This is a genomic window from Tranquillimonas alkanivorans, assembly GCF_900115595.1.
Classification (GTDB): Bacteria; Pseudomonadota; Alphaproteobacteria; order Rhodobacterales; family Rhodobacteraceae; genus Tranquillimonas; species Tranquillimonas alkanivorans.
On record NZ_FOXA01000002.1, the window covers coordinates 202,905 to 228,582 of the forward strand.

A 25,678-nucleotide genomic window follows, 5' to 3' on the forward strand; every position below is an offset into this window, starting at 1 on the left:
GGACCGGCCGGGCTCAGCCCTCGGGCAAGTGGTCGCTGCCGCTGAGCAGGTGGTCCATCATCACCGAGGGCTGCGAGCATCCGGCCTCGCCCACGATGCGCGCGGGCACGCCCGCGACCGTCTTCATCGGCGGCACCTCTTCCAGCACCACCGAGCCTGCGGCAATGCGCGAGCAGTAGCCGATCTTGATGTTGCCCAGCACCTTCGCGCCCGCGCCGATCAGCACGCCGTCGGCGATCTTGGGGTGCCGGTCGTCGTCTTCCTTCCCTGTGCCGCCCAGCGTTACCGAGTGGAGCATGGACACGTTGTCGCCGACCACCGCCGTCTCGCCGATGACGATCGAGTGGGCGTGATCGATCATGATCCCCTTGCCGATACGCGCGTTCGGGTGGATGTCGACGCCGAAGACCTCGCTCACCCGCATCTGGATGAAATACGCCAGGTCGCGCCGCCCCTGCGTCCATAGCCAGTGGCCCAGCCGATAGGCTTGCACCGCCTGGTATCCCTTGAAGAACAGCATCGGCTGCAGGAACCGGTGGCAGGCCGGGTCGCGCTCGTAGACGGCGACGAGGTCGGCGCGGGCGGCGATGCCCAGCCGATCGTCGGCGGCATAGGCCTCGTCCGCGATCTCGCGCAGGATCTGCTCGGACATCTCGCCCGAGGCCAGCTTCATCGAGATGCGGAAGGCCAGCGCCCGCTCCAGCGTGGCGTGGTGCAGCAGCGACGAGTGCACCAAGCCGCCCAGCAGCGGCTCGTCGCGCACGGCGTCCTCGGCCTCGGCCTTGATCCGTGTCCAGACCGGGTCGACCTCGGCGATTTTCTCTCTCACATCGGCCATGACATGTCCTTTCCAGCCGTGCCCGTTGTAGCGCAGATAGGGGTTTCGCAACAGGCGGGAAGGCTTAATCTGGAACCAATATGACTGACAAGCAGATCGACGCCCGCTTCCGCGACCGCCTTCTGGCCGACCGCGCCGCGCTCGACTCCGAGGACGCGCTGGGCCGCGACGGAACGCGGCCCGTGGAACTCGACCAGCAGAGCGTCGGGCGGCTGGCGCGCCTGGACGCCATGCAGCACCAGGCGATGGCCAAGGCCACGCAGGCCCGCCGCGCGCAGCTTCGCCGCAAGATCAACGCCGCGCTCGCCCGCATCGACGAGGGCGAGTACGGCTTCTGCGCCGAGTGCGGCGACGAAATCGCCGAGGCGCGGCTCGACCTCGATCCGACCGTCGCGCGCTGCGCCGCCTGCATGCGCGGCTGAGGACCGGAGGCGATCAACTCCGCGTCAGCGCACAGCCTTTGCGGAGTGGCGCGGGAACCCCGGCGCCTCGTTCAAGAGTTGGCCGGCGAACGTCCACGACAGGAGGAATCGCCATGAAGACCGCCGTCAGCTTCGCCGCGCTCACGCTCGCGCTTGCCGTCCCCGCCTTCGCCCAGTCGGGCGGAGAGGCGCACGAATGGGGCGAGATGAACGTCCCCGACTTCGAGCCGAACTTCCCCGAGCAGTTCCGCGCGCCCATCGAGGTGTCGCCGTACGAGCTTCAGACGGAGGTCCTGACCGACCAGCTGGAGCATCCCTGGGCCGTCGAGACGCTGCCCGACGATCAGGGCTACCTGGTGACCGAACGCACCGGCAACCTGCTGCACATCGGCCCCGACGGCGAGATCATGACCCGCCTGTCCGGCGTGCCGCAGGTTCACGCGGTCGAGCAGGGCGGACTGCTCGACGTCAAGCTCGGCCCGAATTTCGCCGAAGACCGGATGGTCTATCTCACCTACGCCAAGCCGATGGAGGGCGAGGGCATGTCCGCCACCGCCGCCGGGCGCGGCACGCTGAGCGAGGACCTGACCGCCATCGAGGGGTTCGAGGACATCTGGATCCAGCAGCCCCCGTCGCCCTCGCCGATGCACTATGGCAGCCGCATCGTCTTTGACGGGGCAGGCCACGCCTTCATCACCACCGGCGAGCACTTCACCATGCAAGAGCGTGACTATGCCCAGCACCTCGACAAGACCTACGGCAAGGTGATCCGGGTCAACCTCGACGGCTCGATCCCCGACGACAATCCGTTCGTCGGCAATCCCGACGCCGACGACTCGATCTGGTCCTACGGACACCGCAACATTCAGGGCGCCGCCATGCGCGACGGTGACCGGCTCTACATCATCGAGCACGGGCCCGCCGGCGGCGACGAGATCAACGTCCCTGAGCCAGGCGAGAACTACGGCTGGCCCATCGTCAGCTACGGCGAGCGCTACGGCGGCGAGCCCATCGGCAGCGGCGAAGCGCAGGCTCCGGACATGGAGCAGCCTCTCTATTACTGGGACCCGGTCATCGCGCCGGGCGACATGACCTTCTACAGCGGCGACGCGTTCCCCGAATGGGAAGGCGACATCCTGATCGGCGGCCTCGTCTCGGGCGGCCTGGTCCGGGTGGCGCTCGAAAACGACCTTGCCTCAGCCGAGGAGCGCCTGATCACCGACGTCGGCCGCACCCGCGACGTCGAGGTGCTGGACGACGGGACGCTGCTGGTGGTCACCGACTACGACAACGGCGAGCTGATCCACGTGACGCCCTCGGGCGGGTAAGGCGCCGGGTGCATGGAGGTGCCCGCTTGACGCGGGCATGACAATGGCAGGGCGGCGCATGTTCGACCCGCTGCCCTGTCATCCCTTGGTCCGGACCTTCACCGGGGGGGGCGGGCGGACCGACAGCATTTGCGCGTCTGCCATGAACGGATGCCGCCCCCGACAGAGGTGCGTGCGGCCAGTCCTGCCGCGGCCACCAGAGCCATGGGACGTCCGCTGTCCGGTTTTCAGGTGCGCGCTGACCACAGCGCGCGGGAGTTCACGCGACCCGCTGGCACTGCCGCAACTCGCCATGTGCCCGGCCTGGGCCTCCGCTGCCCCGCCGCGCGTCCGAAGCACTGGCCCCGCATGCGCCGGCCATGCCATATACCGGCGACACCACAGCAAAGGGCCGCCCCATGAACTGCGTCTTCGTGCAAATCCGCTGCAAGCCCGGCACCGCCTACAAGGTCGCCGACGCCATCGTCCTGCGCGAGATCCATTCCGAGCTTTACTCGACCAGCGGAGCCTTCGACCTGCTGCTCAAGCTCTACATCCCCGAAGAGCAGGACGTGGGCAAATACATCAACGACAACCTTCTGGATATCGAGGATATCGAGCGTACGTTGACCACCCTGACTTTCAAGGCTTTCTGATGGCGAAGAAGAACGATACTGCGTACGCCAACGCCGACTTCATCCCCGACGCCCAAAGTTACCCGCCGCGCTGGACCGCCGAGGCGGAGGCGTTCCGCGAGCGACTGACGGGGGAGGGGCGGGCGCGGCTCGACCTTCCCTATGGCGACGGTGAGCGGCACGCCTTCGACCTGTTCCTGCCGGACGGAAAGCCCGAGGGCTGCGTCGTCTTCGTGCACGGCGGATACTGGCGCGCCTTCGACCGCAAGACGTGGTCGCACCTCGCCGCCGGACCGCGCGCCCGCGGCTGGGCGGTAGCGATGCCGTCCTACACGCTCGCGCCCGGCGCCCGGATCGGGGACATCACGCAGGAGATCGCGCAGGCCGTCACGGTTATCGCCGAACAGGTGAGCGGACCTCTCGTCCTGACGGGCCACTCGGCGGGCGGTCACCTCGTCGCCCGCATGGCCTGCCGCGACGTGCCGCTTCCCGCGCCGGTCGAGGCGCGGCTGAGGCGCGTCGTGCCGATCTCGCCCTTGTCCGACCTGCGCCCGCTGATCGAGACGACGATGAACGACGACCTGCGGATCGACGAAGACGAGGCGCTGCGCGAAAGCCCGATGCTGCACGACCAGCGGCGGGACGTACCGGTGACGGTCTGGGTCGGCGGGGCGGAACGCCCGGCCTTCCTAGACCAGGCGGAGTGGCTGGCCGAGGCATGGACCGGCACCGAACTGCACGTCGCGCCGGATCGGCACCACTTCGACGTCATCGCGGACCTCGAGACGCCGGACTCGCCACTGACGCGGGCGCTGTTGTCTTAGGCAGGGAGCCCGGCGGGCGAGGGCGCCCAGCCACCTGGTCTACGTCGCCACCAAGGCGTGGCGACGTCGCTTGGTCGGGGCGATCGCCGCGTTGCTCCTCTTGCCAACGGTGCACGCGGGAGTACCGTCACATGTCCGCCACGATGAAACCCGCCGCGCGTCATGTCTTTCAACGAATGGCCTTTTAATAAACTTCGTTCGGTCGAGGTGCGGCGCCACAAGCACCGTGACACAATACCCAGGTGCTTGATGAGTCCTTGCCGGCGGAGAGCCGTTCATCCTTTCCTGCGCGATGAGCGCGGGTCGATCATGATCCTCTCGCTGTTCCTGTTCCTGGGGATGGTGCTGATCGGGGGCGTGGCGTTGGATCTGTTCCGCCATGAGCACCGGCGCGCCGAGATGCAGGCCGCGCTGGACAATGCCGTGCTGGCCGCCACCCGCGTCGATCAGGAGCGGGATCCGGAACTGGTCGTGCAGGACTATCTCGCAAGGGCCGGGTACGGCGACCTGCCCGTTGAGATCGAGGTCGAGGAGACGAAGGCCGGCCCCTTGGTCACGGGACGATCCCTCACCGCGTCGGCCAGCGTTCCGATGAACACCTTCCTGATGCGCCTCGCGGACATGCCGAGCCTGGACGTCAACGTGCTGTCGCAGGCCACGCAGGCCATCAACAACATCGAGATCTCGCTGGTGCTCGACGTGTCGGGGTCGATGGGCAACTACGGCCGGATCGAGAACCTGCGCTTCGCGGCCAGCAACTTCATCGACGAGATCCTGGAGAATTCGGATCCCGAGCGGGTGTCGATCTCGCTCATCCCGTACGCGACGCAGGTCTCGGCGGGGCCCGACATCATGGAGGAGTTCTCGCCGCAGGACGCGCATCCGTATTCTCACTGCCTAGAGTTCGGTGCCAACGACTTCAACCAGCCGTCGATTCCGCGCGGACTGGGCGTGCGCCAGGCGTCACACTTCCAGATGGGCACGGACCGGCGCGGGTACCTGACGGTGGACGAGCCACTCACGGACGGGTGGACGTGCCGCATCGACGACGACTTTCACATCAGGGCGTTCTCCAACTCGGCCTTCGAGCTCAAGCGGCAGATCGAGGGGCTGTACGCCGAGGGATCGACCTCGATCGACATCGGTGTGAAGTGGGGCGTGGCATTGCTGGACCCGTCCTCGCGCCCGCTGATCGACGCGCTGATCGAGAAGGGCGTGGTGGACGCCTCGCTCGGCAAACGTCCCCTCGACTACGGGCGCAACGGCGACACGATGAAACTGCTCGTGGTGATGACCGACGGGGAAAACATGCCCGAATACAGGCTGGAGCCCGACTTCCGGAACGGCCCCTCCGACATCTGGCGCGCCCGCGCCAACGGGAGGTCGTACTATTCTGTCCTGCTGGAGGAGTCGCGCTCTCACAGAGGCGGGCCCCGGTGGGGGCGCGGAGGCCGGGACCGCGACGAGCCGTACTACTTCTGGGCCTACAACCACGAAACCTCGCGCTATTCCCGAACCGATTGGGGCACCATCGGCGAGAACTACAACCCGCCGCTGGACGAAAAGCAGCTTTCCTGGCGCGAGGTCTGGGCCGAGATGTCCATGGCCTACCAGGCCTATTGGCTTCGGGCGCAGCAGGGCGCGGACTTCTACGACACGTTTTACGACACCTACACTCAAGTCGAGCCCGGCGAGAAGGACGATCGGCTCGAGTCGATCTGCGCCGCCGCGCGCCGCCGGGGCATCACCGTCTTCACCATCGGCTTCGAAGTCGACTCGCTGCGCTCGCTCAACGCGCTGCAGGGTTGCGCCTCGTCGCCCAGCCATTACTTCGATGTCGACGGGCCCGAGATCGACGACGCCTTCCACACCATCGCCACCTCGATCACGCAGCTCAAGCTGACGAAGTGAGGGGCGCTAGCGCAGCCCGTCGCGCGCGATGAGCAGGGCGAGATCGGCCAGCGCCGCGGCGCGGGCAGCGGCGACGTCGCCGGCCGAGGGGGCGGTGGGCATTGGCATCGAAAGGCTGAAGAGGTCGGCGTCGTCGGCGCCCACGTCCGGCCCGGCGGCGACGAAGTACTGCCCGGCGATGCGGAATTCTCCGGCAAGGTCGGCGGTCATTTCCTCGATCTGCACCTCGAGCCGGGCGTCGGGGAACTCCTCGAACGGCCACGGTCCTGGGGCGACGCGGGCGCCGGTGATCTCGGTCAGGTTGCGCACCAGGCCCAGTGTCACGGCACGGGCCGGATCGTCGGCCCACAGCAGCGACGGCGAGCTTTGCAGCGCGCCTTCGGGCGTTTCGACCCAAATCTCCTCGCTCGCCGCATAGAGGGGCAGGCCGACCTCGGCCACCTCGAGCGTTCGGAAGTCGATGCGCACGCTGTCCTGCGCGGCGACGGTGGGCGCGGCATAGCGCGTGATGTCGTCGCCGCAGGCCATCAGGGCGAGGGGCAGGAGGAAGGCGGCGTATCTCATGTCAGCGTCCCAGCAGGATGGAGTTCGGTCGGCGCTCGATTGTGCGGGCGAGCGAGGCTACGGCGTCGGCGGCGCGCTGCACGTCGCGGATCGCGGCGCGCACCTCGCGGCTGAGGTCCGAGCTCGGGTCGATGCCCGACAATGTCGTGTCGGCTTGCGCGAGCACGGTGTTGATCTGCGCGACAAGGCCCGGCAGTTCGGCGGCGGCAACGGCGATGGCGTCGGCGGCTTCCTCGGCCGAGGCGAAGGCGGCGTTGGCGCTTTGCACGGCGCCGCCCTCGCGGATCTCGGCCAGCACGGCCTCGACCTCGGCCAGCGCACCGTTCAGGCTGGCGGGAAGCTGCGCCGCCGACTCCGAGCCGATCAGTTCATCGGCGGTGGCGAGGATCGCACTCGTGCGCTCGACCAGTTGTTCCAGCGGAAGAGTGCGGGCCTGCGCGGCGACGGCCTCGATCTCGGCGACCAGGGACGGCACGCCCTCGACTGCTGCGCTCACGTCGTCGGCGGCGATGGCGGCGGCGTCGACGGCGGCCAGCAGCCGCTCGACGCCCTCGCCCTCGTTCAGTTGCGCCACGGTGCTCTGCGCCGAGGTAACGAGGCTGCGCAGGTCAGCGATGGCGGCGCTGACCTCGGCGGGCAGGGCGCGCACGGCTTCGGTGTCGAGCACGCTGTCGGCGGTGGCGACGATGTCCGAGGCGCGGGCGACGAGGGTCTGGAGGGGCAGGGCACGGGCCTCGGCGGCCAACGCCTCGATCTCGGACAGGAGCGACGGCACGCCCTCGACCGCGACGCTCACGTCGTCAGCGGCGGCGGCGGCGGCGTCCACCGCTGCCAGCAGCCGCTCCACCCCGTCTTCCTCGTTCAGCCGCGCCACGGTGGCCTGCGCCGAAGTGACGAGGCCGCGCAGGTCGGCGACGGCGGCGGTGACCTCGGCGGGCAGGGCGCGCACGGCTTCGGTGTCTAGCACGCTGTCGGCGGTGGCCACGATGTCCGAGGCGCGGGCGACGAGGGTCTGGAGGGGCAGGGCACGGGCCTCGGCGGCCAGCGCCTCGATCTCGGACAGGAGCGACGGGACGCCGGCGGCGGCCCGCTCGACCTCTTCCGCCGCTGCGGAGGCGGCGTCGAGCGCGGCGAGCGCACGGGCGACGCCGCCCTCGGCGCGGAAGTCGGTGACGGCGGTGTCCAGCGTGGCGACCGCCGAACGTGCCTGCGACAGCAGTGCCGACAGCTCCTGCGGGGCCTGCTGCACGCCCTCGGACGCGACAAGCGCCCGCGCCTGGTTCACCACGTCCTCGACACCGGCCACGGCGGCGAGCACCTCGGCCGGCAGGCTCTGGACGGCGTCGGAGGAGGCGATCTGCTGTACCTCGTCGAGAAGCGAGGTGACGCGGGCGAGGATCGGGTCCAGCGGAAGCGCCCGGACATCGGCGGCGAGGCCCTCGATCTCGGCGACCAGCGCGGGCACGCCCTCGATTGCCGTAGTAACGCCCTCGGCGGCGGCCGTCGCGCTGTCGACGGCGGCGAGCACGCGGTCGACGGCCTGCGCCTCTTCCACCGTGGCGACCACGCGGTTCAGCTGCGTCGCCGTCGCCTGAAGCTCGGCAAGCAGCGCCGACACCTCCATCGGAATGGCCTGCACGTCATCCGAGCCGATCACGCCGCGGGCTTCGGCCAGAAGCCCGCGAACCTCAGCCGGGGTCTGGCGCACGTCCTCGCTGCCGACAAGCGACGTGGCGGTGTCGAGAAAGACCACGGCGCTTTCCAGAAGCTCTTCGATGGGCAGGGCGTTGATGCGCTGGAACACGCCTTCGGCCGTTGCGGCGACATCCTCGATCTGCGCCTCGACGGTCGGGATCAGCGGGAACGGCTCGGCATCGGGATCGAAGGCGGCGGGGGCGGTGTCCTCCGTCTCCACGAGCTCGACCTTCAGGCCGCCGGTCAGGATGTTGGCCGAGGCGAGGCGGGCGCGCAGGCCGTCTTCGACCCGTTCGTCGAAAAACTCGAGCGCGGCGTTCGGGTTCTGCGCGTCGGCGAGCCCGAGGCGGTTGAGCCGGATCTCCATCACCGCGAGCAGCCGCACGCGGTCGTCGCCGAAGCGATCCTCGTCCACCAGGCCGGTGACGTTGACGACTTCGCCGATGCGGATACCTCGCAACTCGACCGGTGCGCCCGAGGCGAGCCCAGCGACGTTGCTTTCGAAGATCGAGGCGACGGCGATGGTGCGGCCCTCGGTGGCCTCGAACACGCTGGAGCGGGCCAGCGCTTCGTCGGGGTACACCTCGAACACCGCCCCGTCCTCGGCCGTTTCGCCGCCCGAGACGAGCGTGTTGAAGGTGATGCCGCCGGCAACGAGCGAAGCGATGGAGCCGAAGTCCAGCTCGGCGCCCCCGGGACCGATCGAGAAGGTGAAACCGGAGGTGTCCCAGAACCGCGTGGCAGTGGTCACCAGCCGGTCGTGTGGTTCGTAGATGATGGCCGGCGCGATGACCGAGGTGCCGGCTTCGGAAATCTCGGCCTCGCCGACGCGGCCGACCTCGACCCCCTTGTAGACGATGGGCGTGTCGTCGTTCAGCCCGTGGTCGCGGCTCGCGCGCAGCATGATGCGCAGCCCGTCGCGGCCCGCTTCGCCCAGCGGCTCGTCCGCCAGCCCCGTGAACCGTTCCTGGAACCCGCCGGGCGTCGTGTCCCAGCGGCCCTCGATGTAGACGCCCGACAGCACGGTGCCGAGGCCCGAGACACCGCGCGTCGTCACCTCGGGCTCGACCACCCAGAACTCGGCCCCGTCGTCCACGAAGGGCGCGACCTGGTTCTCCATGCGGACCGACACCAGAACCTGGTCGAGCGATGCGGTGAAGGCCACATCCTCGACGATACCCACGGCCACGTCTCGGTAGCGCAACTCGGTTTCGCCCGCGGTGATGCCCGAGGCGTCGTCGAAGGCGATCTGGATCAGCGGCCCACGGTCGGCGATGGACTGCCACGCCACCCACAGCGCCACGGCCAGCGCGGCCAGCGGGATCATCCAGACGACGGACGCGCCGCGGAAGAGGGCGCGGCGCGCGGGCTGCACCTTGGGTTCGGGTGGGGTGTCGGTCACGCGGCGGGGCCTTTCTGATCCGGCTCGATGTGGTCCCAGATCATCCGGCTGTCGAAACTCTGGGCGGAAAGCATGGTGAAGATCACCGAAAGCGCGAAGGCCAGCGACGCGGGGCCGGGATTGATCGACGCCACCACGTTCAGCTGCACCAGCGACGACAGGATCGCCACGACGAACACGTCGATCATCGACCAGCGGCCAATGTATTCGACGATCTCGTAGACGATATGCCGCCGCCCCGCCGGGATGCGCGAGCCCTGCCGTACGCCGAGCGCCAGCACCGCGATGGCGGCGAATTTTGCCAGCGGGATCGCAACGCTCGCGATCAGCACGATGATCGCCACGAACGGCGCGCCGTGGGTGAAAAGCTCGATGGCCCCGGCGATGATCGTGTCCTCCTGGCTCTGGAACAACGTGCGCGTGCGCAGCATCGGGTACAGGTTCGCAGGGATATAGCAGATGACACCGGCAATCCACCATGCCCACACCCGCTGGAGCGAGTTCCGGTCGCGCGACACCAGCCGGCTGCCGCAGCGCCCGCAGCGGACGGTTCCCATCGGCCAGACGCGCGCGCAGCGCTGGCAGCCGACGAGCCCGGCTTGGCGCGCCGTCAGGGGCGCCGACGTTCTTCCAGCGACTTCCATACCGACCATCTGCAGATGAAGGCGTCCTGCACGACGATGATGACCACCAGTCCGAGGAACATCCAGAAAGCGGGGCCGAACTCGATCCGGGCGAGGTCGGCCACCTTGATGAGGGACACCGCGCAGCCGAGCGCGAAGATCTCGGCCATCGACCACGGCTTGAGCTGCTCGGCCATGCGGAACGCCCGCTTCGCGCGCCGCGCGGGCGGGCGGTCGAAGACGATGGGCGTGAGCACGTAGAGGATCAGCAGCAGCCGGATCAACGGCAACAGCACGATCAGCGCCGTGACGGCCAGCGACAGCGCCAGCAGCGGCCCGCCCGCGAAGGCCATCGCGGCGTCGAGCACCGTGGCCGAGTTGCTCATCCCCGCGACGTTGATCTGGAGGAACGGGAAGATCGTCGCGCCGATCACTAGGATCACGGCCGCCGTCGACAGGGCGATGACCTGAAGTCCCGCATTCCGGCGCGGCGAGATCAGCACCGTGTGGCACCGCTCGCACACCGCGCGTCGCCCGTGGCCGGGACGCACCTCGGAGTAGAGGGCGTCGCAGCTCGGGCAGGCGATCAGCTTCGACAGGTCGCTGGTGTCCAACGTGTGCATCCCCGCGCCCCGGCGCGGGGCGTTGGACGATTCAATAGCCCGCCGAGGGGGATGTGCAACCGCGGCCCGCGCGAAGCCGTCGCGTCAGGCGCGTCCGCGTCACTTGCGGACGCCGGCGAACTTCTCCTGCCAGCCCTCGCGCTCCTCGTCGGTGATCTTGCGGAACAGCACGTCGGGCACGGTGAAGGCGTGGCCCGGGGGCAGGGCGGTCAGCGCCGCGTGCACGTCGTCTGGCCAGCTGTCGTCGTCGGTCTGCATCGCCGCGAGCATCTGGGCCGACGCGTCGGGGATGAACGGGCGCGAGAGCACGGCGTAGACGCGGATCAGGTTCAGCGACAGGCGGATGATCGCGGCGGCGGCGTCCGGGTCCTCCTTGAACACCGACCAGGGCGCGGCGGCCTGAAGATACTCGTTCCCCTCGACCCAGATGGCGCGCAGCTCGGTCGCGGCCTTGCGGACCTCGATCGCCTCCATGTGCGCCTCATAGGCGCGGATGCGGGGCGTCAGCCTCTCGATCAGCGCCATCTCGGCCGAGCCGTAGTCGCCGCCCCCGGGCACTTCCTCGCCGAACTTCGAGCGGCAGAACTTGGTCACGCGGCTGACGAAGTTGCCCAGCACGTCGGCCAGGTCCTTGTTCACCGAGACCTGGAAATTCTCCCACGTGAACTCGGCATCACCGCTTTCGGGGGCGTGCGACAACAGCCACCAGCGCCAGTAGTCCGCCGGCAGGATCTCGAGCGCCTGGTCCATGAACACGCCGCGGCCCTGGGACGTCGAGAACTGGCCGCCGTCGTAGTTCAGGTAGTTGAACGACTTGATGTAATCGACGAGCTTCCAGTCCTCGCCCGAGCCCATGATCGTGGCCGGGAACGACAGGGTGTGAAACGGCACGTTGTCCTTGCCCATGAACTGGACATATCGCACGTCGTCCGCGCCGCGTTCGGTGCGCCACCAGCGCTCCCACGCTTCGTCGCCCAGACCCTTCTCGTCGGCCCACTCCTTGGCGCAGGCGATGTATTCGATCGGTGCGTCGAACCAGACGTAGAAGACCTTGCCTTCCATGCCCGGCCAGTCCTCGTCGCCCTTCTTGACCGGGATGCCCCAGTCGAGGTCACGGGTGATGCCGCGGTCCTGCAGCCCGTCGCCGTCATTCAGCCACTTCTTGGCGATCGAGGTCGTCAGAACCGGCCAGTCGCGCTTGCTGTCGATCCACTCGTTCAGCGTGTCGCGCATCTGCGACTGGCGCAGGTAGAGGTGCTTCGTCTCGCGCACCTCGAGGTCGGTGGAGCCCGAGATCGCCGAGCGCGGCTCGATCAGGTCGGTGGGGTCGAGCTGCTTGGTGCAGTTCTCGCACTGGTCGCCGCGCGCCTTGTCGTAGCCGCAGTTGGGACAGGTGCCCTCGATATAGCGGTCGGGCAGGAAACGGCCGTCGGCGTTCGAATAGACCTGCTTCTCGGTCACTTCCTCGATCAGCCCGGCCTCGGCCAGCCGGCCGGCGAAATGCTGGGTCAGCTTGTGGTTCTGCGGACTGGACGAACGCCCGAACTTGTCGAAGGACAGGCGGAAGCCGTCCGACAGCTCTTTCTGGACGCCGTGCATCCGCGCGCAATACTCGGCCACCGGCTCGCCCGCCTTGGCGGCGGCAAGCTCGGCCGGGGTGCCGTGTTCGTCGGTGGCGCACAGAAACATGACCTCGTGCCCCCGCTGCCGCATGTAGCGGGCGTAGAGGTCGGCGGGCAGCTGGCTGCCCACCAGGTTTCCGAGGTGCTTGATCCCGTTGATGTAGGGAATCGCCGAGGTGATGAGCACGCGCGCCATCTGAAACCGCCTTCCGTTTGCCGTCGCGCCCGCATGTAGCGTTCCCGCGCCGGAAGGGCCAGAGGGCGTGCGCTACTGCGCCGTATATCCTCCGTCGACCAGGTGATAGCTGCCCGAGATGAAGCTCGCCGCGTCGGACAGGAGGAAACAGGTCAGCGCCGCGACCTCCTCGGCCTTCCCCAGCCGCCCCACCGGATGCAGCGCCGCCAGGCCGTCGTACATCTCCCTCGGCAGGTTCTGCAGAAGCGGCGTGTCTATGAAGGCCGGGCCCACGGCGTTGATCCGCACGCCGCGCGGCGCGTATTCGAGGGCGGCGCTCTTGGTCAGCCCCACCAGCCCGTGCTTTGCGGCGACATAGGCCGGGCTTTGGGCGATGCCGACCGAGCTGAGGATCGAGCCCATGTTGACCACGGCGCCGCCGCCCGAAGCCTCGATCTTCGGCAGGCCGAAGCGCAGGCCGTAGAAGACGCCGTTCAGGTTGACGTCGATCACCTGCTGCCACGCGTCCACCGGGTATTCGCCGGTGACCGCCTGCGGCCCGCCGATCCCGGCGTTGTTGACCAAGAGATGCAGCGCGCCGGTGGTCTGCACGGCGAACTCCACCATCGCCTCGACCGAGTCAGCCTTGCCGGTGTCGACCGAGCAGGGATGCGCGTTTTCGCCGATTTCCTCGGCCACCGCGGTGGCGTGCCCCTCGTCGATATCAGCCACGATGACCGTCGCGCCGCCCGCCGCGAGCTCCCGCGCGATCGCCGCTCCGATTCCCGAGCCGCCGCCCGTCACGATCGCCGTCTTGCCCTCGAACCTGTGTTCCATCGTTCAGCCCTCACGTCAGCGGCCGCCCCCTCGGCGGCCTGTTGCCTGCGTGATGGCAGGCCCCGGGCGCACGGGCATTGATCTGGCGCAACTGCCGAAGGTCGCGAAGGCCCTGCTTCTTCTGTCTGGGAATGTCCTCCGGGCTCAGCATTGGTTCGAGCCCCAATGGCGACGGACGGAAAATCCCCCGGTTCGCCCTCGTGACCGCCGCAACGACTCAGACAGCCTCCGCCACGTATCCCCCGCGCCCCGGCGCCACCGTCCACGCCGCCCGCGGCGCAGTGCGCGCCCGCAGCCGTTCGAGCCTCCACGCCTCCCCCTCCTCGCCGTGGTGGCGGGGGGCGAGGGACCAGCGGCTCTCGACCCCCTGCGCCGCGCCCTCGGGCGTCAGGATCAGCCCCAGCGACGCTTGGCCCCCGGTTTCGGCCGCCAGGTGCAGCCGGCGCACCGGCGTCAGGGCCGGCGGCGCGGGCAGATCGGCGATCACCAGCGGCACCACGCCGGCGCGCAGCACCTCCTCCATGCACCAGAACAGGTCCTCGGGCCGCCTGGGGCTGACGAAGGTCATCCGGGCGGGCGACAGGAACCGCAGCAGCCCGTCGGGATGCGGGCCGCCCAGCGTCCAGGAGGGGGCGATCCAGAACACCTCACCCTCGGTGCGGGCCGCGACCATCGCCGCCAGCGTCCGGCGGGCGGGGCCGCAGAATTCGTGCACCCGGCCGGGAGCGAGCGTCATCTCGCCCAGCACGTTCAGGCCGGGACGGGGGCGGTGTGCACCGCGGGTCAGCAGGTGGGATGCGGTATGGGCGGTCATGGGTGCGACTCTAGAATGTTCCTCATACGTTCTCAATGCCGTTCTTGCCCTTGCCAATCCCGCCACGCCCGCTACCCCTTCGGCAGCCGCAACCGGAGGGACGAACATGAAACGGATGACGCTGGGACGCACCGGGATCGAGGTCTCGGAATTCTGCCTGGGCAGCATGACCTGGGGAAGCCAGAATACGGAGGCCGAGGGCCACGCGCAGATCGACCACGCGCTCGACGCGGGGGTGGACTTCATCGACACGGCCGAGATGTACCCCACCAACCCGGTCAAGGCCGAGACGGTGGGCGACACCGAGACCATCATCGGCAACTGGATCGAGAAGACGGGCCGCCGCAACGACGTCGTCCTCGCCACCAAGATCTCGGGCAAGAACGGCGGCTTCGTCCGCGACGGGCGCGGCATTGACCCCGAAACGGTGACCGAGGCGGTCGAGGCTTCTCTGAAGCGGCTGAAGACCGACGTGATCGACCTCTACCAGTTCCACTGGCCCAACCGCGGCTCGTATCACTTCCGCCAGATCTGGGGCTACGATCCCTCGGGCCAGGACACGGCCGAGATCCTCGACACCATGGCGGGCGTGACCGAGGTGCTGAAGGACCTCGTGCAGCAGGGCAAGATCCGCACCTTCGGCCTGTCTAACGACACCGCCTGGGGCACCATGCAGTGGCTGCGCGCCGCCGAGGCCGCGGACGGCCCCCGCGTCGCCACGATGCAGAACGAATACTCGCTGCTCTGCCGGCAGTACGACAGCGACTTCGCCGAGCTTGCGGTGCACGAGGACGTCACGCTCCTGGCTTATTCGCCGCTCGCCGCGGGGCTTTTGTCGGGCAAGTACCAGAACGGTCAGGTGCCCGAGGGCAGCCGCATGTCGCTGACGCCCGACCTGGGTGGCCGCAAGTCCGAGCGCGTCTTCCCCGCGATCGACGCCTACCACGCCGTCGCGGCCAAGCACGGGCTCAACCCGGTGCAGATGGCGCTCGCCTGGACCCGGACGCGGCCGTTCCCGACGATCCCAATCTTCGGCGCGACCTCGATGGAGCAACTCGAGACGGCGCTGGGCGCGGCCGACCTGACGCTGGACCAGGAGGTGCTCGACGACATCGAGGCCACCCACAAGGCCCACCCGATGCCGTACTAAGCCCGGGGCTTCTTCTACGTTACCCAAGATCCCCGGCCTGCCTCGCACGAGCCGGGGATCATCTTGCGCCGGCCCGCCATTTGGCGTTCCCTCCCGTGGAGCGATCAGGGAGGAAAAGATGCCCCGCGTCATGTGCTTCGGAGACAGCAACACCCACGGTACGCCGCCGCTGGACGTGCTGGGCGCCCCCTGGCAGCGCATGGACGCCGCCACGCGATGGCCCGTCGTCATGGCCGCGGACCTCGGGCCGGAATGGGAGGTGCTCGAAGAGGGTCAGCCCGGCCGCACTACGGTCCACGACGACCCCATCGACGGCCCGCACCGCAACGGCCTGACCGTGCTCCCGGCGCTGTTGGAGAGCCACGCGCCGCTCGACCTCGTGCTGGTCATGTTGGGGACGAACGACCTCAAGATGCGGTTCGGGGTGCCGGCGCAGGACGTCGCGCTGGCGCTGGGCCGGATCGGTCGCACCATCCGCGCTTCGGGACACGCGAAGGCCGTGATGCTCGTCTGCCCGCCGCTGCCCCGCGCCCAAGGGGCGCTGGCCGCCATCTACGAAGGATGCGAGGCGCGGGGGCAGGGGCTGCCGGCCATGGTCGAGCGCATCGCCGACAACGACGGCTTCGCCTTCTTCGACGCCAATGTAAAGGTCAAGGTCGATCCGCTCGATGGGGTACATTTCGCCCCCGAGGCTCACGTCCGCCTTGGCCGCGCGCTTGCGCAGGTCGTCCGCTCGACGTTCGGCGCCACGTGAAGACCGCTCATGCAAATGAAGGAAAAAAGGCTTGCCTGCGCCCGGTGCCGATGGCCGTGAGGGGACTTCATCGGGTCTCCGACGCACAACGTGACACAGCCTGCGGCCGCTGGAGGTGAATGTGAGCGATAGGATTTCCGCCGTCTCGTAGACGCCGCCTAGCACGTGGTTGACGAGGGGCGGCTTGGATCTGCGCGGCCCCGTGACGCCCGGCCTCAGGTCGCACCGCCTGCTGCGAGCTGCATTTTTTTACCTCCGCAAAGCGGGAATCATGCAATGATGATGTTCGACGGGTGCAGATTTCGCATCCGGACGAAACGCATTCTTGGCATTTTCGTTTGAAGAACAGATTCATGAACATTTTCCCCATCCTTCTCTGCGGCGGCTCGGGCACGCGCCTGTGGCCGCTGTCGCGCAAGAGTTACCCGAAGCAGTTCGTCCCCCTCGTCGGAGAGGAGACGCTGTTCCAAGCCTCCGCTAGGCGCTTGTCGGGGAGCGGCTTCGCGCCGCCCACGGTGCTGACGAACGCCGATTTCCGTTTCATCGTGACCGAGCAGCTCGCAGGGGCCGGCATTGACCCCGCCGGCGTGCTGATCGAGCCCGAGGGGCGCAATACCGCGCCCGCCGTGCTGGCCGCTGCGCTGTGGCTGGAGAAAAGCGACCCTGACGGGCTGATGCTGGTGGCGCCGTCGGACCACGTGGTGCCGGACGCCGAGGCGTTCCGGGCGGCCGTGGAGGCGGGGCGCGGCGCGGCCGAGGCGGGCAAGCTCGTCACCTTCGGCATCCGCCCGACCCGGGCCGAGACCGGATATGGCTACCTGGAACTGGCCGAGGTGCCGGCCGACTTCACGCCGCGCCCGCTGGCGCTCGAGCGGTTCGTCGAGAAACCCGACACCGCCCGCGCCGAGGAGATGCTGACTTCCGGACAGCATCTGTGGAACGCCGGCATCTTCCTCTTCAAGGTCTCCGCCATCCTGCAGGCCTTCCGCGCGCACGCGCCGGACCTCGTCGCCCCGGTCGAGGCGGCGGTGAACCAGGCGCGGCCCGACCTCGGCTTCCTGCGCCTCGATCCCGAGGCCTGGGCGGGCGCCGAGGATATCTCGATCGACTACGCGGTGATGGAGCGGGCCGACAACCTCGCGGTCGTGCCCTTCGACGGCGGCTGGTCGGACCTCGGCGGCTGGGACGCCGTCTGGCGCGAGGGCGACCGGGACGACCGCGGCGTCGCCACCGCCGGCCACGCCACCGCCATCGACTGCGACGATACGCTGCTGCGATCCGAGGACGAGACGCTGGAGATCGTGGGGCTGGGGCTGAAGAACACCATCGCCGTGGCCATGTCGGATGCGGTGCTTGTGGCCGACGCCTCGCGCGCGCAGGACGTCAAGCAGGCGGTCGAGGCGCTGAAGGCGAAGAAGGCCAAGCAGGCGACGAGTTTTCCGAAGGACCACCGCCCTTGGGGCTGGTTCGAGTGCCTGGTTATGGGCGACCGCTTCCAGGTCAAGCGCATCCTGGTGCACCCGGGCGCGTCGCTGTCGCTGCAATCGCATCACCACCGGGCCGAGCACTGGATCGTCGTCTCGGGCACCGCCAAGGTCACGGTGGACGACCAGGTGAAGCTCGTGAGCGAGAACGAGTCGATCTACGTCCCCCTCGGCGCGGTGCACCGGATGGAGAATCCCGGTAAGGTGCCGATGGTGCTGATCGAGGTGCAGACCGGCGCCTATCTCGGCGAGGACGACATCATCCGCTACGAAGACGTCTACGCCCGCGGCTGACGCCCCCTGAAGGAGCCCCCCGAAGGTCGGCACCAGCGGCCTGCGCGCCCTCATCGAGCACCTGACCGACGAGCTCTGCGCCCGCTACACCCGCGCCTTCCTGCACAGCACCGAACATGGCGGCCTGCTGGTCGTCGGCGGCGACTTCCGTCCCTCCACACCCGCATCGTGCGGGCGGTCGCGCGGGGGCGGCCAGCCGCGGCGTGGGATGCCTTCTCTCCGGTTGACGAAACCGGTTTCGGTGCGGCAGAATTGGCGCCATGTCGACCAATGGTCCTACAAAGCGCACCGGTGGGCGGCCCACGATCCGCGACGTCGCGGAGGCCGTGGGGATGTCGAAGGGCACCGTCTCAAGGGCGCTGAACAACTATGCGGACATCAGCCCCGCGACGCGTGCCCGCGTGGCGCAGGCGGCGGTCGAACTGGGCTATGCACCGCTCGCGCATGCCCAGGCCATCCGCACCGGCCGGGCACGCGCCTTGGGGCTGGTCCTGCAGATGGAGCAGCACGACGCGCAGCGGCCGTTCCTGGCCGAGTTCCTGCGGGGGATCACCCGTGCCGCCTCGGCCCGTAACTGGACGCTGACGGTGGCGACCGCGGAAAGCGAGGAGGAGGGGCTTGAGACCTACGAGCGGCTGATCGCCGAGCGCAAGGCCGACGGCTTCATCCTGCCTCGGACGCGTTGGCACGACCCGCGGGTGGCCCTTCTGCGTGCGGCGGGGTGCCCGTTCGTGCTGTTCGGCCGGACCGCCGATGCCGAGGCCGAAGGCTGCGCATGGTACGATATTCGTGGCGGCGCCGCGATGCAGGACGCGGTGCGGCGCTTGCAGGGCTTCGGCCACCGCCGGATCGGGTTCATCGGCGCCGCTCCCGAGTTCACCTATGCCAGGAAGCGCCGCGAAGGGCTGCACGCGGCCCTGCTGAAGGCGGGGCTACCGACGGACGACGTGCTGTTCGATGAAGGCAACGCGACATCGGAAGACGGGCTTGCCGCGGCCACACGGCTGCTGGCCGGCAAGCCGGCGCCGACGGCGCTTGTCTGCGCGACCGACACGCTGGCCGTCGGTGCGGTGAGGGCGCTGCGAATGCAGGGGCTGAAGCCGGGGCGGGACGTGTCGGTCATCGGTTACGACGGCGCGCCCGAGGGCAGGGCAGCCGATCCGCCGCTGACCACCTACGCTGTGGACCAGACGGCCGCCGGCGCGCGCCTGGCCGACATCCTGATCGCGCTGATCGACGGCACCGATCCCGAATCCCTGCGGGAGACCGCAGAGGCGACCCTGCGGCCCGGCGGGACCGATGGCCCCGCTCCGCAATCAAAGAGGACCTGAACGGGAGGACTACATGAAACCGACATCTTCCATCGTCACGCGGGCGCTGACCTGCACGGTGCTGACGGCGCTCGCCGCAGGGCCCGCCGCGGCCGACATCCGCTTCTGGACGACCGAGGAGCAGCCGGAGCGGCTGGAACGTCAGCAGGACTTGGCCGCCGCCTTCGAGGAGGAGACCGGCATCGCCGTCGAGGTGATCCCGGTGACCGAGTCCGAGCTCGGCACCCGCGCGACGGCCGCTTTCGCCGCCGGCGACCTGCCCGACGTCATCTATCACACGCTGCAATACGCGCTGCCCTGGGTCGAGGCGGGCATTCTGGACGTCGACGCGGCCACCGAGGTGATCGAGGCGCTGGGCCCGGACACCTTCGCCCCCGGTGCGCTGGATTTCGCCGCGACCGAGGACGGCTGGGCGGCCGTTCCGGTGGACGGCTGGACCCAGATGATCCTCTACCGCAAGGACCTGTTCGAGGAGAACGGGCTGGAGCCGCCGACAACCTATGCCGCGGTCGAGGCCGCCATCGAGGCGCTGCACAACCCGCCCGAGATGTTCGGCTTCGTGGCCGCCACCAAGGTGGACGAGAACTTCATGAGCCAGGTGCTCGAGCACGTGTTCCTGGCCAACGGCGCCAGCCCGGTCGGGCCGGACGGCTTCACCGGCTTTGACGAGGCCCGGACGACGGAGGTTCTGGAGTTCTACAAGACGCTGGCCGAGGCATCGCCGCCGGGCGAGCTTTACTGGGACCAGTCGCGCACGCTCTATTTCGGGGGCGACGCCGCGATGATCATCTGGTCGCCCTTCATCCTGGACGAGCTCGCCGGCCTGCGCGACAGCGCGCCGCCGACCATCAACGATGATCCCACCTCGACCGAGCTTGCGTCGAAGACCGGGATCGTGACCAGCTTCTCGGGACCGTCCAATCCCGACGGCGCGGCCTGGGCCGACGTGCGCTACTTCGGGATCACAGTGGACGCCGACATCGACGAGGCGCAGCAGTTCGTCGAGTACTCGATGGGCGACGGCTACACCCAGACGCTCGCGATCGCGCCCGAGGGCAAGTTTCCCGTGCGCCGCGGGACGTCGGAAAACCCCGAGCAGTTCATCGAGGCGTGGTCCGAGCTTCCCGTAGGCGTGGACCGCAAGGCGCCGCTGTCCGAGCTTTACGACCCGGAGATGATCGACGAGATCGTCGCGGGCCTCGATACCGCGCAGCGTTGGGGCATCGAGGACGGCCAGCTCGCGCTGGCGTCCAAGATCATCAACAGCCAGGTCATCAATCGGGTGGTCCGCCAGTTCATCGACGGCGAGATCGAGGCATCCGAAGCCGTGGCGCGGATGAACGACGAACTGGCTTCGATCGAGTGAGGCTGGTGCCGCGCGCGCTTCGGCCCGCGCGGCCCATCAAGGGAGAGAGCGCGATGACCGAAGCCATTCCGCCAAAGGGCGCCGGACCGCTGGCGCGCCGTGAGGCGCGGCTGGCGTGGGGTTTGCTTCTGCCCACGATCGCCATCGTCTCGGCGGTGGTGGTTGTGCCGTTGCTCGCGATCTTCTGGATCTCGGTCAAGCCCATCGGGCTGGCCGACCTGCGCCCGCCCGCCCCGGTTGTGCGCGAGAACCTGCGCGGGGAGGGCGAGGACCTTCGCGTGCAGTACCGGCTCAGGAATTCGTCGCGCGACGTGGCGATCAGCGGGGTGACGCTATCGGATTCGCTACCCAAGGGACTTACGGTGCGCGAGCCAGATGCGCGCTGCGAGGTCGAGGGGACGGCCGTGTTCTGCGACCTCGGCGACCTTGAGCCGGGCGGACGGCACGAGATCGAGATATTCGTCACCGCCGAAACTGCGACCGACCCGCTGGGCGATCTTGCCGAGGCGAGCCCGCCGCGCCTGACCGGGGATGCGCCGAACGTGCTGACCAACTTCGTGTTCACGTTCGAGAACTTCATCCGCATCTTCGACGGTGGCGAGTTCTGGGGCGTGCTGGGCGTCACGCTGTTCTACGCCGTCTTCGGCACCATCGGCGCACTCGTCGTCGGGCTGTTCGCGGCCTTGCTTCTCGATACCTCGTTCCGCGGGCAGGGTGTGCTGCGCGGTCTCTACCTGTTTCCCTACGTCGCGCCCGTTATTGCTGTGGCGTTCACCTGGGTCATCCTGTTCGACCCGTTCTCGGGGTCGGCCAACGCGCTGTTGCTGCGGATGGGCGTGACCGAGAGCGCAATCAACTTCTTCGGAGACCGGCCGCTCGCCCTGATCATGGTGACGGTGTTCGAGATCTGGCGCTACTTCCCGCTGTCGTTCCTGTTCATCCTGGCGCGAATGCAGTCGATCCCCGAGGACATGTACGAGGCGGCCGACATGGACGGCGCGTCTCCGTTCCAGAAGTTCTGGTACCTGTCGCTGCCGCAGCTTCTCGGGATCCTGTCTGTCCTGTTCCTGCTGCGCTTCATCTGGACCTTCAACAAGTTCGACGACATCTTCCTGCTGACCGGCGGCAACGCGGGCACCCGCACGCTGACCGTCAACGTCTATGAGCAGGCCTTCGCGGTCTCGAACATCGGCGCGGGGGCCGCTGTGGCGGTGGTGATCTTCGCCTGCCTGCTGCTGTTCTCGGTAATCTTCTTCAAGGTGCTCAGCCGGGAGGAGGGGCTATGACACTGCTGCGCAACGGATACGTCACCGGCGCTGTGCTGGGGGCGCTCTGGACCTTCACGATGGCGGTGATGGTTGCGGTGGCGATGTCCTTCGTCACCGGCGACGCATTCCGCCCGTCGCTTCTGCTGTCGCTGGGCCTTGGCGCGCTGGCCGGCGGAGCCTCGATCCACGGCCGAGCAATCGCGATGGGTGCGGCGGGGGTGCTGGCGGCCCTCGGTCTGCTGGGCGCAGGGCCGGTGCAGACGGCCGAGACCGGTCCGCTCGCCGCGGTGATGGCGCACGTTGCGCTGGCGGCGGCGACGGGTGCGGGGTTGGTGAAGATACTCGTGGGTGCGCGGGCCGGGCCGCTGACCCGGCACGAGTTCGAGGCGGCGGTGATCTGTTTCCTGACCGGCTTCGGCTACGTGTTCTTTACCGCGATCGTGGCCATCCCGTTCTACGTGATGGTGATGACGAGCCTGAAGAACCAGCAGCAACTGGTTCAGAATCCTCTGGATTTTTCGCTGGACCTGTCGCGGGGATGGGGCCTGTTCGACAGCTATGTCGAGCTGATGACGACGTTCAACTTCGGCTCCTACCTCTGGACCAGCTTCTTCGTCTCGATCCTGACGGTCGCGCTGACGCTGGCATTCTCGATCCCCGGGGCCTATGCGGTCGCCCGGCTTCGGTTCCGTGGTGCGGCAGTGTTCTCGCGCTCGATCCTGCTAATCTACATGGTGCCGATGATCGTCCTCGCTCTGCCCATCTACATCGGTTACTCGATGGTGGGCCTGCGCAACTCGATCCTCGGGATCGTGCTGATCTATCCGGTCACGACCATCCCCGTCGCCCTCTACATGCTGCAGGGCTATTTCCGGGGCCTGCCCGCCGAGGTCGAGGAGGCCGGCCTGATGGACGGGCTTTCGCGGCTACAAGTCATCTGGAAGATCACACTGCCCCTGTCGCTGCCCGCACTGGCAAGCGTGTCGCTCTACGTCTTCATGATCGCCTGGAACGAGTTCCTGCTGGCGTTCATGCTGCTCGACGACCCGTCGAAGTTCACGCTCACGCGAGGGATCGCCTCACTGAACTCGTCCGAGATCCCGCGCCAGCACCTGATGGCCGGCTCGGTCATCGCGACCGTCCCGATCATGGCGATCTTTCTTGGGCTCGAGCGGTTCATGACGCGCGGCCTTACGGCGGGATCGGTGAAGGGATGACGAAGAACGCGGCGCAAATTCGCCCTCGGCAAGAGCGCCCGGATTTCGCGGAAGGAAAGTCATGACAGATCGCGACCTGGACGAAACCGCCCGCGCCATCCTGCGCGCCAACGACCGCGGCGGCTACACCATCCCGACCGGCGGCCTCTATCCCTTTCAATGGAACTGGGACTCGGCCTTCGCGGCCTGGGGCTTCTCGACCTTCGATCCCGGCCGGGGCTGGGACGAGCTCGACACCCTGTTTGCGGCCCAGTGGGTCACCGGCATGGTCCCGCACATCATCTTCCACAAGGAAGACGCCGGCTACTTCCCTGGAGCCGATGTCTGGGCCACCGGGGCGACGCCGCCGTCCTCGGGCATCTCGCAGCCGCCGGTCGCAGCCATCCTCGCGCGACGGATGCACGAGGCGACCGGAGATACCGAGCGGCTGCGCGCACTCTACCCCAAGCTGTTGGCGTGGCATCGCTGGTGGCGAGACTGGCGGTGTCCGAATGGCGTTGCCTGCGTCACGCATCCATGGGAATCGGGGCGGGACAACTGCCCCGACTGGGACCTCGGCATGGCACGGGTCGATACCAGCGACGTCGGCGAATACACGCGCCGCGACACCGGCCACGTTGACGCCTCGATGCGGCCAGGGAAAGAGGACTACGACCGCTATATCGCGATCGTGCAGTTCGGTCGCGCCTGCGGCTGGGACCAAGAGACGATCCTGCGCGACGGGCCGTTCCTGATGGGCGACCCGGCGATCACCTTCATCCTGATCCGGGCCAACCGCGATCTTGCTGCCATCGCCCGCGTCCTGGGCGAGGACGACAGCTCACCCCTGCGATGGGCCGACGACCTTGAAGCCGCGCTGCCCTGGCTGTGGTCGGACGCGCTTCAGGCCTACGTCGCGCGCGACGTCGCGACCGGCTCGTTCGCCTCGGCCATTTCGTCCGGCGCGGCGCTGGGGCTGCTGGCGGGGGTCGAAAACGCGGCGATGGAGGCGCGGCTTGCGCGGATCTGGGACAGCGTGCGGTACGGCATCCCGTCGAACGATCCCGCCGCCGATAGTTTCGACCCCCGACGCTACTGGCGCGGGCCGACCTGGCCCGTGGTGAACGCGCTGATCGCCATCGGCCTGCAAAGCGCCGGCCGTGTCGAGGAAGAACGCAGGCTGCGCCGCGAGACGGCCGAGCTGATCCGCCAGGGCGGCTTCTTCGAGTACTTCGACCCGCTCGATGGCACGGCGTGCGGAGGCGACAACTTCACCTGGACGGCCGCCATCTGGCTGGCCTGGGCGAACGGAAAGGACTGAGCCGATGGGCGCCATCGAACTGAACCGGATCGAGAAATGGTTCGGTGATCTGCAGGTGATCAAGGGGATCGACCTGGGCATCCGCGACGGCGAATTCGTCGTCTTCGTCGGCCCGTCGGGCTGCGGCAAGTCCACGCTTCTGCGGATGATCGGCGGTCTGGAAGAGATCAGCCGCGGCAACCTGGTGATCGACGGTCGCGACGTGACCAGCGACCCGCCCTCGAAGCGCGGCCTGTCGATGGTGTTCCAGAGTTACGCGCTCTACCCGCACATGAGCGTGCGCGACAATATGGGTTTCTCGCTCAAAACCGCCGGTGCGCCCAAGTCCGAGATCGACGAGAAGGTGGGCGAGGCCGCACGGGTCCTCAAGCTCGAGGACTTTCTCGACCGGCGGCCCAAGGCGCTGTCGGGCGGGCAACGCCAGCGCGTCGCCATAGGGCGGTCGATCGTGCGCGATCCCACAGCGTTCCTCTTTGACGAGCCGCTGTCGAACCTCGACGCGGCGCTGCGGGTCGAGATGCGCTACGAGATCGCCAAGCTGCACCGCGCGCTGGGGCGCACGATGATCTATGTCACGCACGACCAGGTGGAGGCGATGACGCTGGCCGACCGCATCGTCGTTCTGGAGTACGGCACCATCGCGCAGGCGGGCACGCCGCGCGAGCTGTACGAGCGGCCCGCGAACCTTTTCGTGGCCGAGTTCATCGGCTCGCCGGCGATGAACATCCTGCCCTGCGGGGTCTCGGGCGGCCGCGTCGTCGTGTCGGGTGGGCGCCCGGTCGAGGTGCCGGTCACGGACGCGCCGGTGCGGCTGGGCGTGAGGCCCGAGCACCTGGCGCCCGCTGCGCCCGGCGAGGGCCTGGCCGATGCGACGGTCGAGGTGCTGGAGTATCTGGGCGCTGACACGTACCTGATCGTCGATGCCGGCGAGGTCGGGCGCATCACGATCCGCGTCGCCGGAGAGCCCGGCGTGGCCGTGGGCGACCGCATCGGCATTCGTGCCACCGGCCCCGTTCACCTGTTCGACGCCGAGGGCCACGCCCTGCGCTGAAGGCCGACAATCAACGTGCCTTCGTGGCTGAATCCGTTGCCGTCCAGTGGCATGGGCGCGGCCGGCCCGGAACACCGCGATTCTGCTTGGTGGTGGGCCCGCGGCCGCTGTTTGGCTAGTCCTGCACAGTCGGCGGGAGGTCCGGTCGTGGCTGAACCACCGGACCTCCCG

General features: G+C 68.4%; 22 protein-coding genes. 14 read left to right on the plus strand and 8 right to left on the minus strand.

What is annotated here, in order from left to right; genetic code table 11:
- Positions 1-13 precede the first annotated feature (13 nt).
- Complete coding sequence (cysE, locus tag BM162_RS04535) at positions 14-838, minus strand: serine O-acetyltransferase (protein WP_093418332.1); 825 nt, start codon at positions 836-838, stop codon at positions 14-16.
- Positions 839-918: 80 nt separating this feature from the next.
- On the opposite strand from cysE, the gene BM162_RS04540 reads away from it, so the two are divergent.
- The 5 genes from BM162_RS04540 to BM162_RS04560 all read left to right on the plus strand — a co-directional run bounded on the left by BM162_RS04540 (position 919) and on the right by BM162_RS04560 (position 5,937).
- Positions 919-1,260: a TraR/DksA family transcriptional regulator gene (locus BM162_RS04540; RefSeq protein ID WP_093418335.1), complete on the plus strand. Its 342-nt coding sequence runs from the start codon at positions 919-921 to the stop codon at positions 1,258-1,260.
- 113 nt (positions 1,261-1,373) lie between these two features.
- The gene (locus BM162_RS04545; RefSeq protein WP_093418337.1) at positions 1,374-2,588 is read left to right on the plus strand and encodes a PQQ-dependent sugar dehydrogenase; all 1,215 of its coding nucleotides are present in this window, start codon (positions 1,374-1,376) and stop codon (positions 2,586-2,588) included.
- A gap of 398 nt (positions 2,589-2,986) precedes the next feature.
- Positions 2,987-3,223 (plus strand): Lrp/AsnC ligand binding domain-containing protein, encoded by a 237-nt coding sequence (locus tag BM162_RS04550; protein WP_093418340.1) that lies wholly within the window; start codon positions 2,987-2,989, stop codon positions 3,221-3,223.
- Positions 3,223-4,026 carry a hormone-sensitive lipase gene (locus BM162_RS04555; RefSeq protein WP_093418342.1) on the plus strand — a complete coding sequence of 268 codons (804 nt, stop codon included), beginning with the start codon at positions 3,223-3,225 and terminating at the stop codon, positions 4,024-4,026. Before BM162_RS04550 ends, BM162_RS04555 begins: the two co-directional genes overlap by 1 nt.
- Positions 4,027-4,335: 309 nt before the next feature.
- Complete coding sequence (locus BM162_RS04560) at positions 4,336-5,937, plus strand: Tad domain-containing protein (RefSeq protein ID WP_177215055.1); 1,602 nt, start codon at positions 4,336-4,338, stop codon at positions 5,935-5,937.
- Positions 5,938-5,943: 6 nt separating this feature from the next.
- Here BM162_RS04560 and BM162_RS04565 read toward each other — a convergent pair whose 3' ends face one another.
- The 7 genes from BM162_RS04565 to BM162_RS04595 form a co-directional block, all read right to left on the minus strand.
- A complete protein-coding gene (locus tag BM162_RS04565; protein WP_093418348.1) occupies positions 5,944-6,501 on the minus strand; it encodes a PqiC family protein in 558 nt (185 codons plus the stop codon).
- 1 nt (position 6,502) lies between these two features.
- On the minus strand, positions 6,503-9,598 hold the full coding sequence (locus BM162_RS04570; protein ID WP_093418350.1) for a PqiB family protein: 3,096 nt from the start codon (positions 9,596-9,598) through the stop codon (positions 6,503-6,505).
- Positions 9,595-10,251, minus strand: a complete 657-nt coding sequence (locus tag BM162_RS04575; RefSeq protein ID WP_439332815.1) for a paraquat-inducible protein A — start codon at positions 10,249-10,251, stop codon at positions 9,595-9,597. Before BM162_RS04575 ends, BM162_RS04570 begins: the two co-directional genes overlap by 4 nt.
- Positions 10,209-10,844: a paraquat-inducible protein A gene (locus BM162_RS04580; protein ID WP_093418355.1), complete on the minus strand. Its 636-nt coding sequence runs from the start codon at positions 10,842-10,844 to the stop codon at positions 10,209-10,211. Before BM162_RS04580 ends, BM162_RS04575 begins: the two co-directional genes overlap by 43 nt.
- A 99-nt stretch (positions 10,845-10,943) precedes the next feature.
- Positions 10,944-12,662 carry a methionine--tRNA ligase gene (gene metG / locus BM162_RS04585; protein ID WP_093418358.1) on the minus strand — a complete coding sequence of 573 codons (1,719 nt, stop codon included), beginning with the start codon at positions 12,660-12,662 and terminating at the stop codon, positions 10,944-10,946.
- Positions 12,663-12,734: 72 nt separating this feature from the next.
- Complete coding sequence (locus BM162_RS04590) at positions 12,735-13,478, minus strand: SDR family NAD(P)-dependent oxidoreductase (protein WP_093418360.1); 744 nt, start codon at positions 13,476-13,478, stop codon at positions 12,735-12,737.
- A gap of 217 nt (positions 13,479-13,695) precedes the next feature.
- On the minus strand, positions 13,696-14,292 hold the full coding sequence (locus tag BM162_RS04595; protein ID WP_093418363.1) for an ImuA family protein: 597 nt from the start codon (positions 14,290-14,292) through the stop codon (positions 13,696-13,698).
- Positions 14,293-14,398: 106 nt separating this feature from the next.
- Here BM162_RS04595 and BM162_RS04600 point away from each other — a divergent pair, with 106 nt between their 5' ends.
- From BM162_RS04600 to BM162_RS04640, 9 genes are all read left to right on the plus strand, one after another.
- Positions 14,399-15,442, plus strand: a complete 1,044-nt coding sequence (locus BM162_RS04600) for an aldo/keto reductase (RefSeq protein ID WP_093418366.1) — start codon at positions 14,399-14,401, stop codon at positions 15,440-15,442.
- 118 nt (positions 15,443-15,560) lie between these two features.
- Positions 15,561-16,196 (plus strand): SGNH/GDSL hydrolase family protein, encoded by a 636-nt coding sequence (locus BM162_RS04605; protein ID WP_093418369.1) that lies wholly within the window; start codon positions 15,561-15,563, stop codon positions 16,194-16,196.
- A 353-nt stretch (positions 16,197-16,549) separates the two neighbouring features.
- Positions 16,550-17,974: a mannose-1-phosphate guanylyltransferase/mannose-6-phosphate isomerase gene (locus BM162_RS04610; RefSeq protein ID WP_093418371.1), complete on the plus strand. Its 1,425-nt coding sequence runs from the start codon at positions 16,550-16,552 to the stop codon at positions 17,972-17,974.
- A 260-nt stretch (positions 17,975-18,234) separates the two neighbouring features.
- A complete protein-coding gene (locus BM162_RS04615) occupies positions 18,235-19,305 on the plus strand; it encodes a LacI family DNA-binding transcriptional regulator (RefSeq protein WP_093418374.1) in 1,071 nt (356 codons plus the stop codon).
- A gap of 13 nt (positions 19,306-19,318) precedes the next feature.
- The gene (locus BM162_RS04620; protein WP_093418376.1) at positions 19,319-20,671 is read left to right on the plus strand and encodes an ABC transporter substrate-binding protein; all 1,353 of its coding nucleotides are present in this window, start codon (positions 19,319-19,321) and stop codon (positions 20,669-20,671) included.
- 53 nt (positions 20,672-20,724) lie between these two features.
- A complete protein-coding gene (locus BM162_RS04625) occupies positions 20,725-21,957 on the plus strand; it encodes a carbohydrate ABC transporter permease (RefSeq protein WP_093418379.1) in 1,233 nt (410 codons plus the stop codon).
- Positions 21,954-23,156 (plus strand): carbohydrate ABC transporter permease, encoded by a 1,203-nt coding sequence (locus tag BM162_RS04630; RefSeq protein ID WP_093418381.1) that lies wholly within the window; start codon positions 21,954-21,956, stop codon positions 23,154-23,156. Before BM162_RS04625 ends, BM162_RS04630 begins: the two co-directional genes overlap by 4 nt.
- A 61-nt stretch (positions 23,157-23,217) precedes the next feature.
- Positions 23,218-24,456 carry an MGH1-like glycoside hydrolase domain-containing protein gene (locus tag BM162_RS04635; protein WP_093418384.1) on the plus strand — a complete coding sequence of 413 codons (1,239 nt, stop codon included), beginning with the start codon at positions 23,218-23,220 and terminating at the stop codon, positions 24,454-24,456.
- 4 nt (positions 24,457-24,460) lie between these two features.
- Positions 24,461-25,507, plus strand: a complete 1,047-nt coding sequence (locus BM162_RS04640) for an ABC transporter ATP-binding protein (RefSeq protein ID WP_093418387.1) — start codon at positions 24,461-24,463, stop codon at positions 25,505-25,507.
- Positions 25,508-25,678: the final 171 nt, after the last annotated feature.

Excerpts from the sequence above, each read along its gene's own strand:
- BM162_RS04590 (WP_093418360.1), bottom strand. The coding sequence starts at position 13,478 with ATGGAACACAGGTTCGAGGGCAAGACGGCGATCGTGACGGGCGGCGGC.
- BM162_RS04540 (WP_093418335.1), top strand. The coding sequence starts at position 919 with ATGACTGACAAGCAGATCGACGCCCGCTTCCGCGACCGCCTTCTGGCC.
- BM162_RS04620 (WP_093418376.1), top strand. The coding sequence starts at position 19,319 with ATGAAACCGACATCTTCCATCGTCACGCGGGCGCTGACCTGCACGGTG.
- BM162_RS04630 (WP_093418381.1), top strand. The coding sequence starts at position 21,954 with ATGACACTGCTGCGCAACGGATACGTCACCGGCGCTGTGCTGGGGGCG.
- BM162_RS04575 (WP_439332815.1), bottom strand. The coding sequence starts at position 10,251 with ATGGTCGGTATGGAAGTCGCTGGAAGAACGTCGGCGCCCCTGACGGCG.
- BM162_RS04595 (WP_093418363.1), bottom strand. The coding sequence starts at position 14,292 with ATGACCGCCCATACCGCATCCCACCTGCTGACCCGCGGTGCACACCGC.
- metG (WP_093418358.1), bottom strand. The coding sequence starts at position 12,662 with ATGGCGCGCGTGCTCATCACCTCGGCGATTCCCTACATCAACGGGATC.
- BM162_RS04565 (WP_093418348.1), bottom strand. The coding sequence starts at position 6,501 with ATGAGATACGCCGCCTTCCTCCTGCCCCTCGCCCTGATGGCCTGCGGC.
- BM162_RS04580 (WP_093418355.1), bottom strand. The coding sequence starts at position 10,844 with ATGCACACGTTGGACACCAGCGACCTGTCGAAGCTGATCGCCTGCCCG.
- BM162_RS04560 (WP_177215055.1), top strand. The coding sequence starts at position 4,336 with ATGATCCTCTCGCTGTTCCTGTTCCTGGGGATGGTGCTGATCGGGGGC.
- BM162_RS04635 (WP_093418384.1), top strand. The coding sequence starts at position 23,218 with ATGACAGATCGCGACCTGGACGAAACCGCCCGCGCCATCCTGCGCGCC.
- BM162_RS04545 (WP_093418337.1), top strand. The coding sequence starts at position 1,374 with ATGAAGACCGCCGTCAGCTTCGCCGCGCTCACGCTCGCGCTTGCCGTC.
- BM162_RS04615 (WP_093418374.1), top strand. The coding sequence starts at position 18,235 with ATGTCGACCAATGGTCCTACAAAGCGCACCGGTGGGCGGCCCACGATC.
- BM162_RS04640 (WP_093418387.1), top strand. The coding sequence starts at position 24,461 with ATGGGCGCCATCGAACTGAACCGGATCGAGAAATGGTTCGGTGATCTG.
- BM162_RS04550 (WP_093418340.1), top strand. The coding sequence starts at position 2,987 with ATGAACTGCGTCTTCGTGCAAATCCGCTGCAAGCCCGGCACCGCCTAC.
- BM162_RS04600 (WP_093418366.1), top strand. The coding sequence starts at position 14,399 with ATGAAACGGATGACGCTGGGACGCACCGGGATCGAGGTCTCGGAATTC.
- BM162_RS04625 (WP_093418379.1), top strand. The coding sequence starts at position 20,725 with ATGACCGAAGCCATTCCGCCAAAGGGCGCCGGACCGCTGGCGCGCCGT.
- BM162_RS04555 (WP_093418342.1), top strand. The coding sequence starts at position 3,223 with ATGGCGAAGAAGAACGATACTGCGTACGCCAACGCCGACTTCATCCCC.
- BM162_RS04610 (WP_093418371.1), top strand. The coding sequence starts at position 16,550 with ATGAACATTTTCCCCATCCTTCTCTGCGGCGGCTCGGGCACGCGCCTG.
- cysE (WP_093418332.1), bottom strand. The coding sequence starts at position 838 with ATGGCCGATGTGAGAGAGAAAATCGCCGAGGTCGACCCGGTCTGGACA.
- BM162_RS04605 (WP_093418369.1), top strand. The coding sequence starts at position 15,561 with ATGCCCCGCGTCATGTGCTTCGGAGACAGCAACACCCACGGTACGCCG.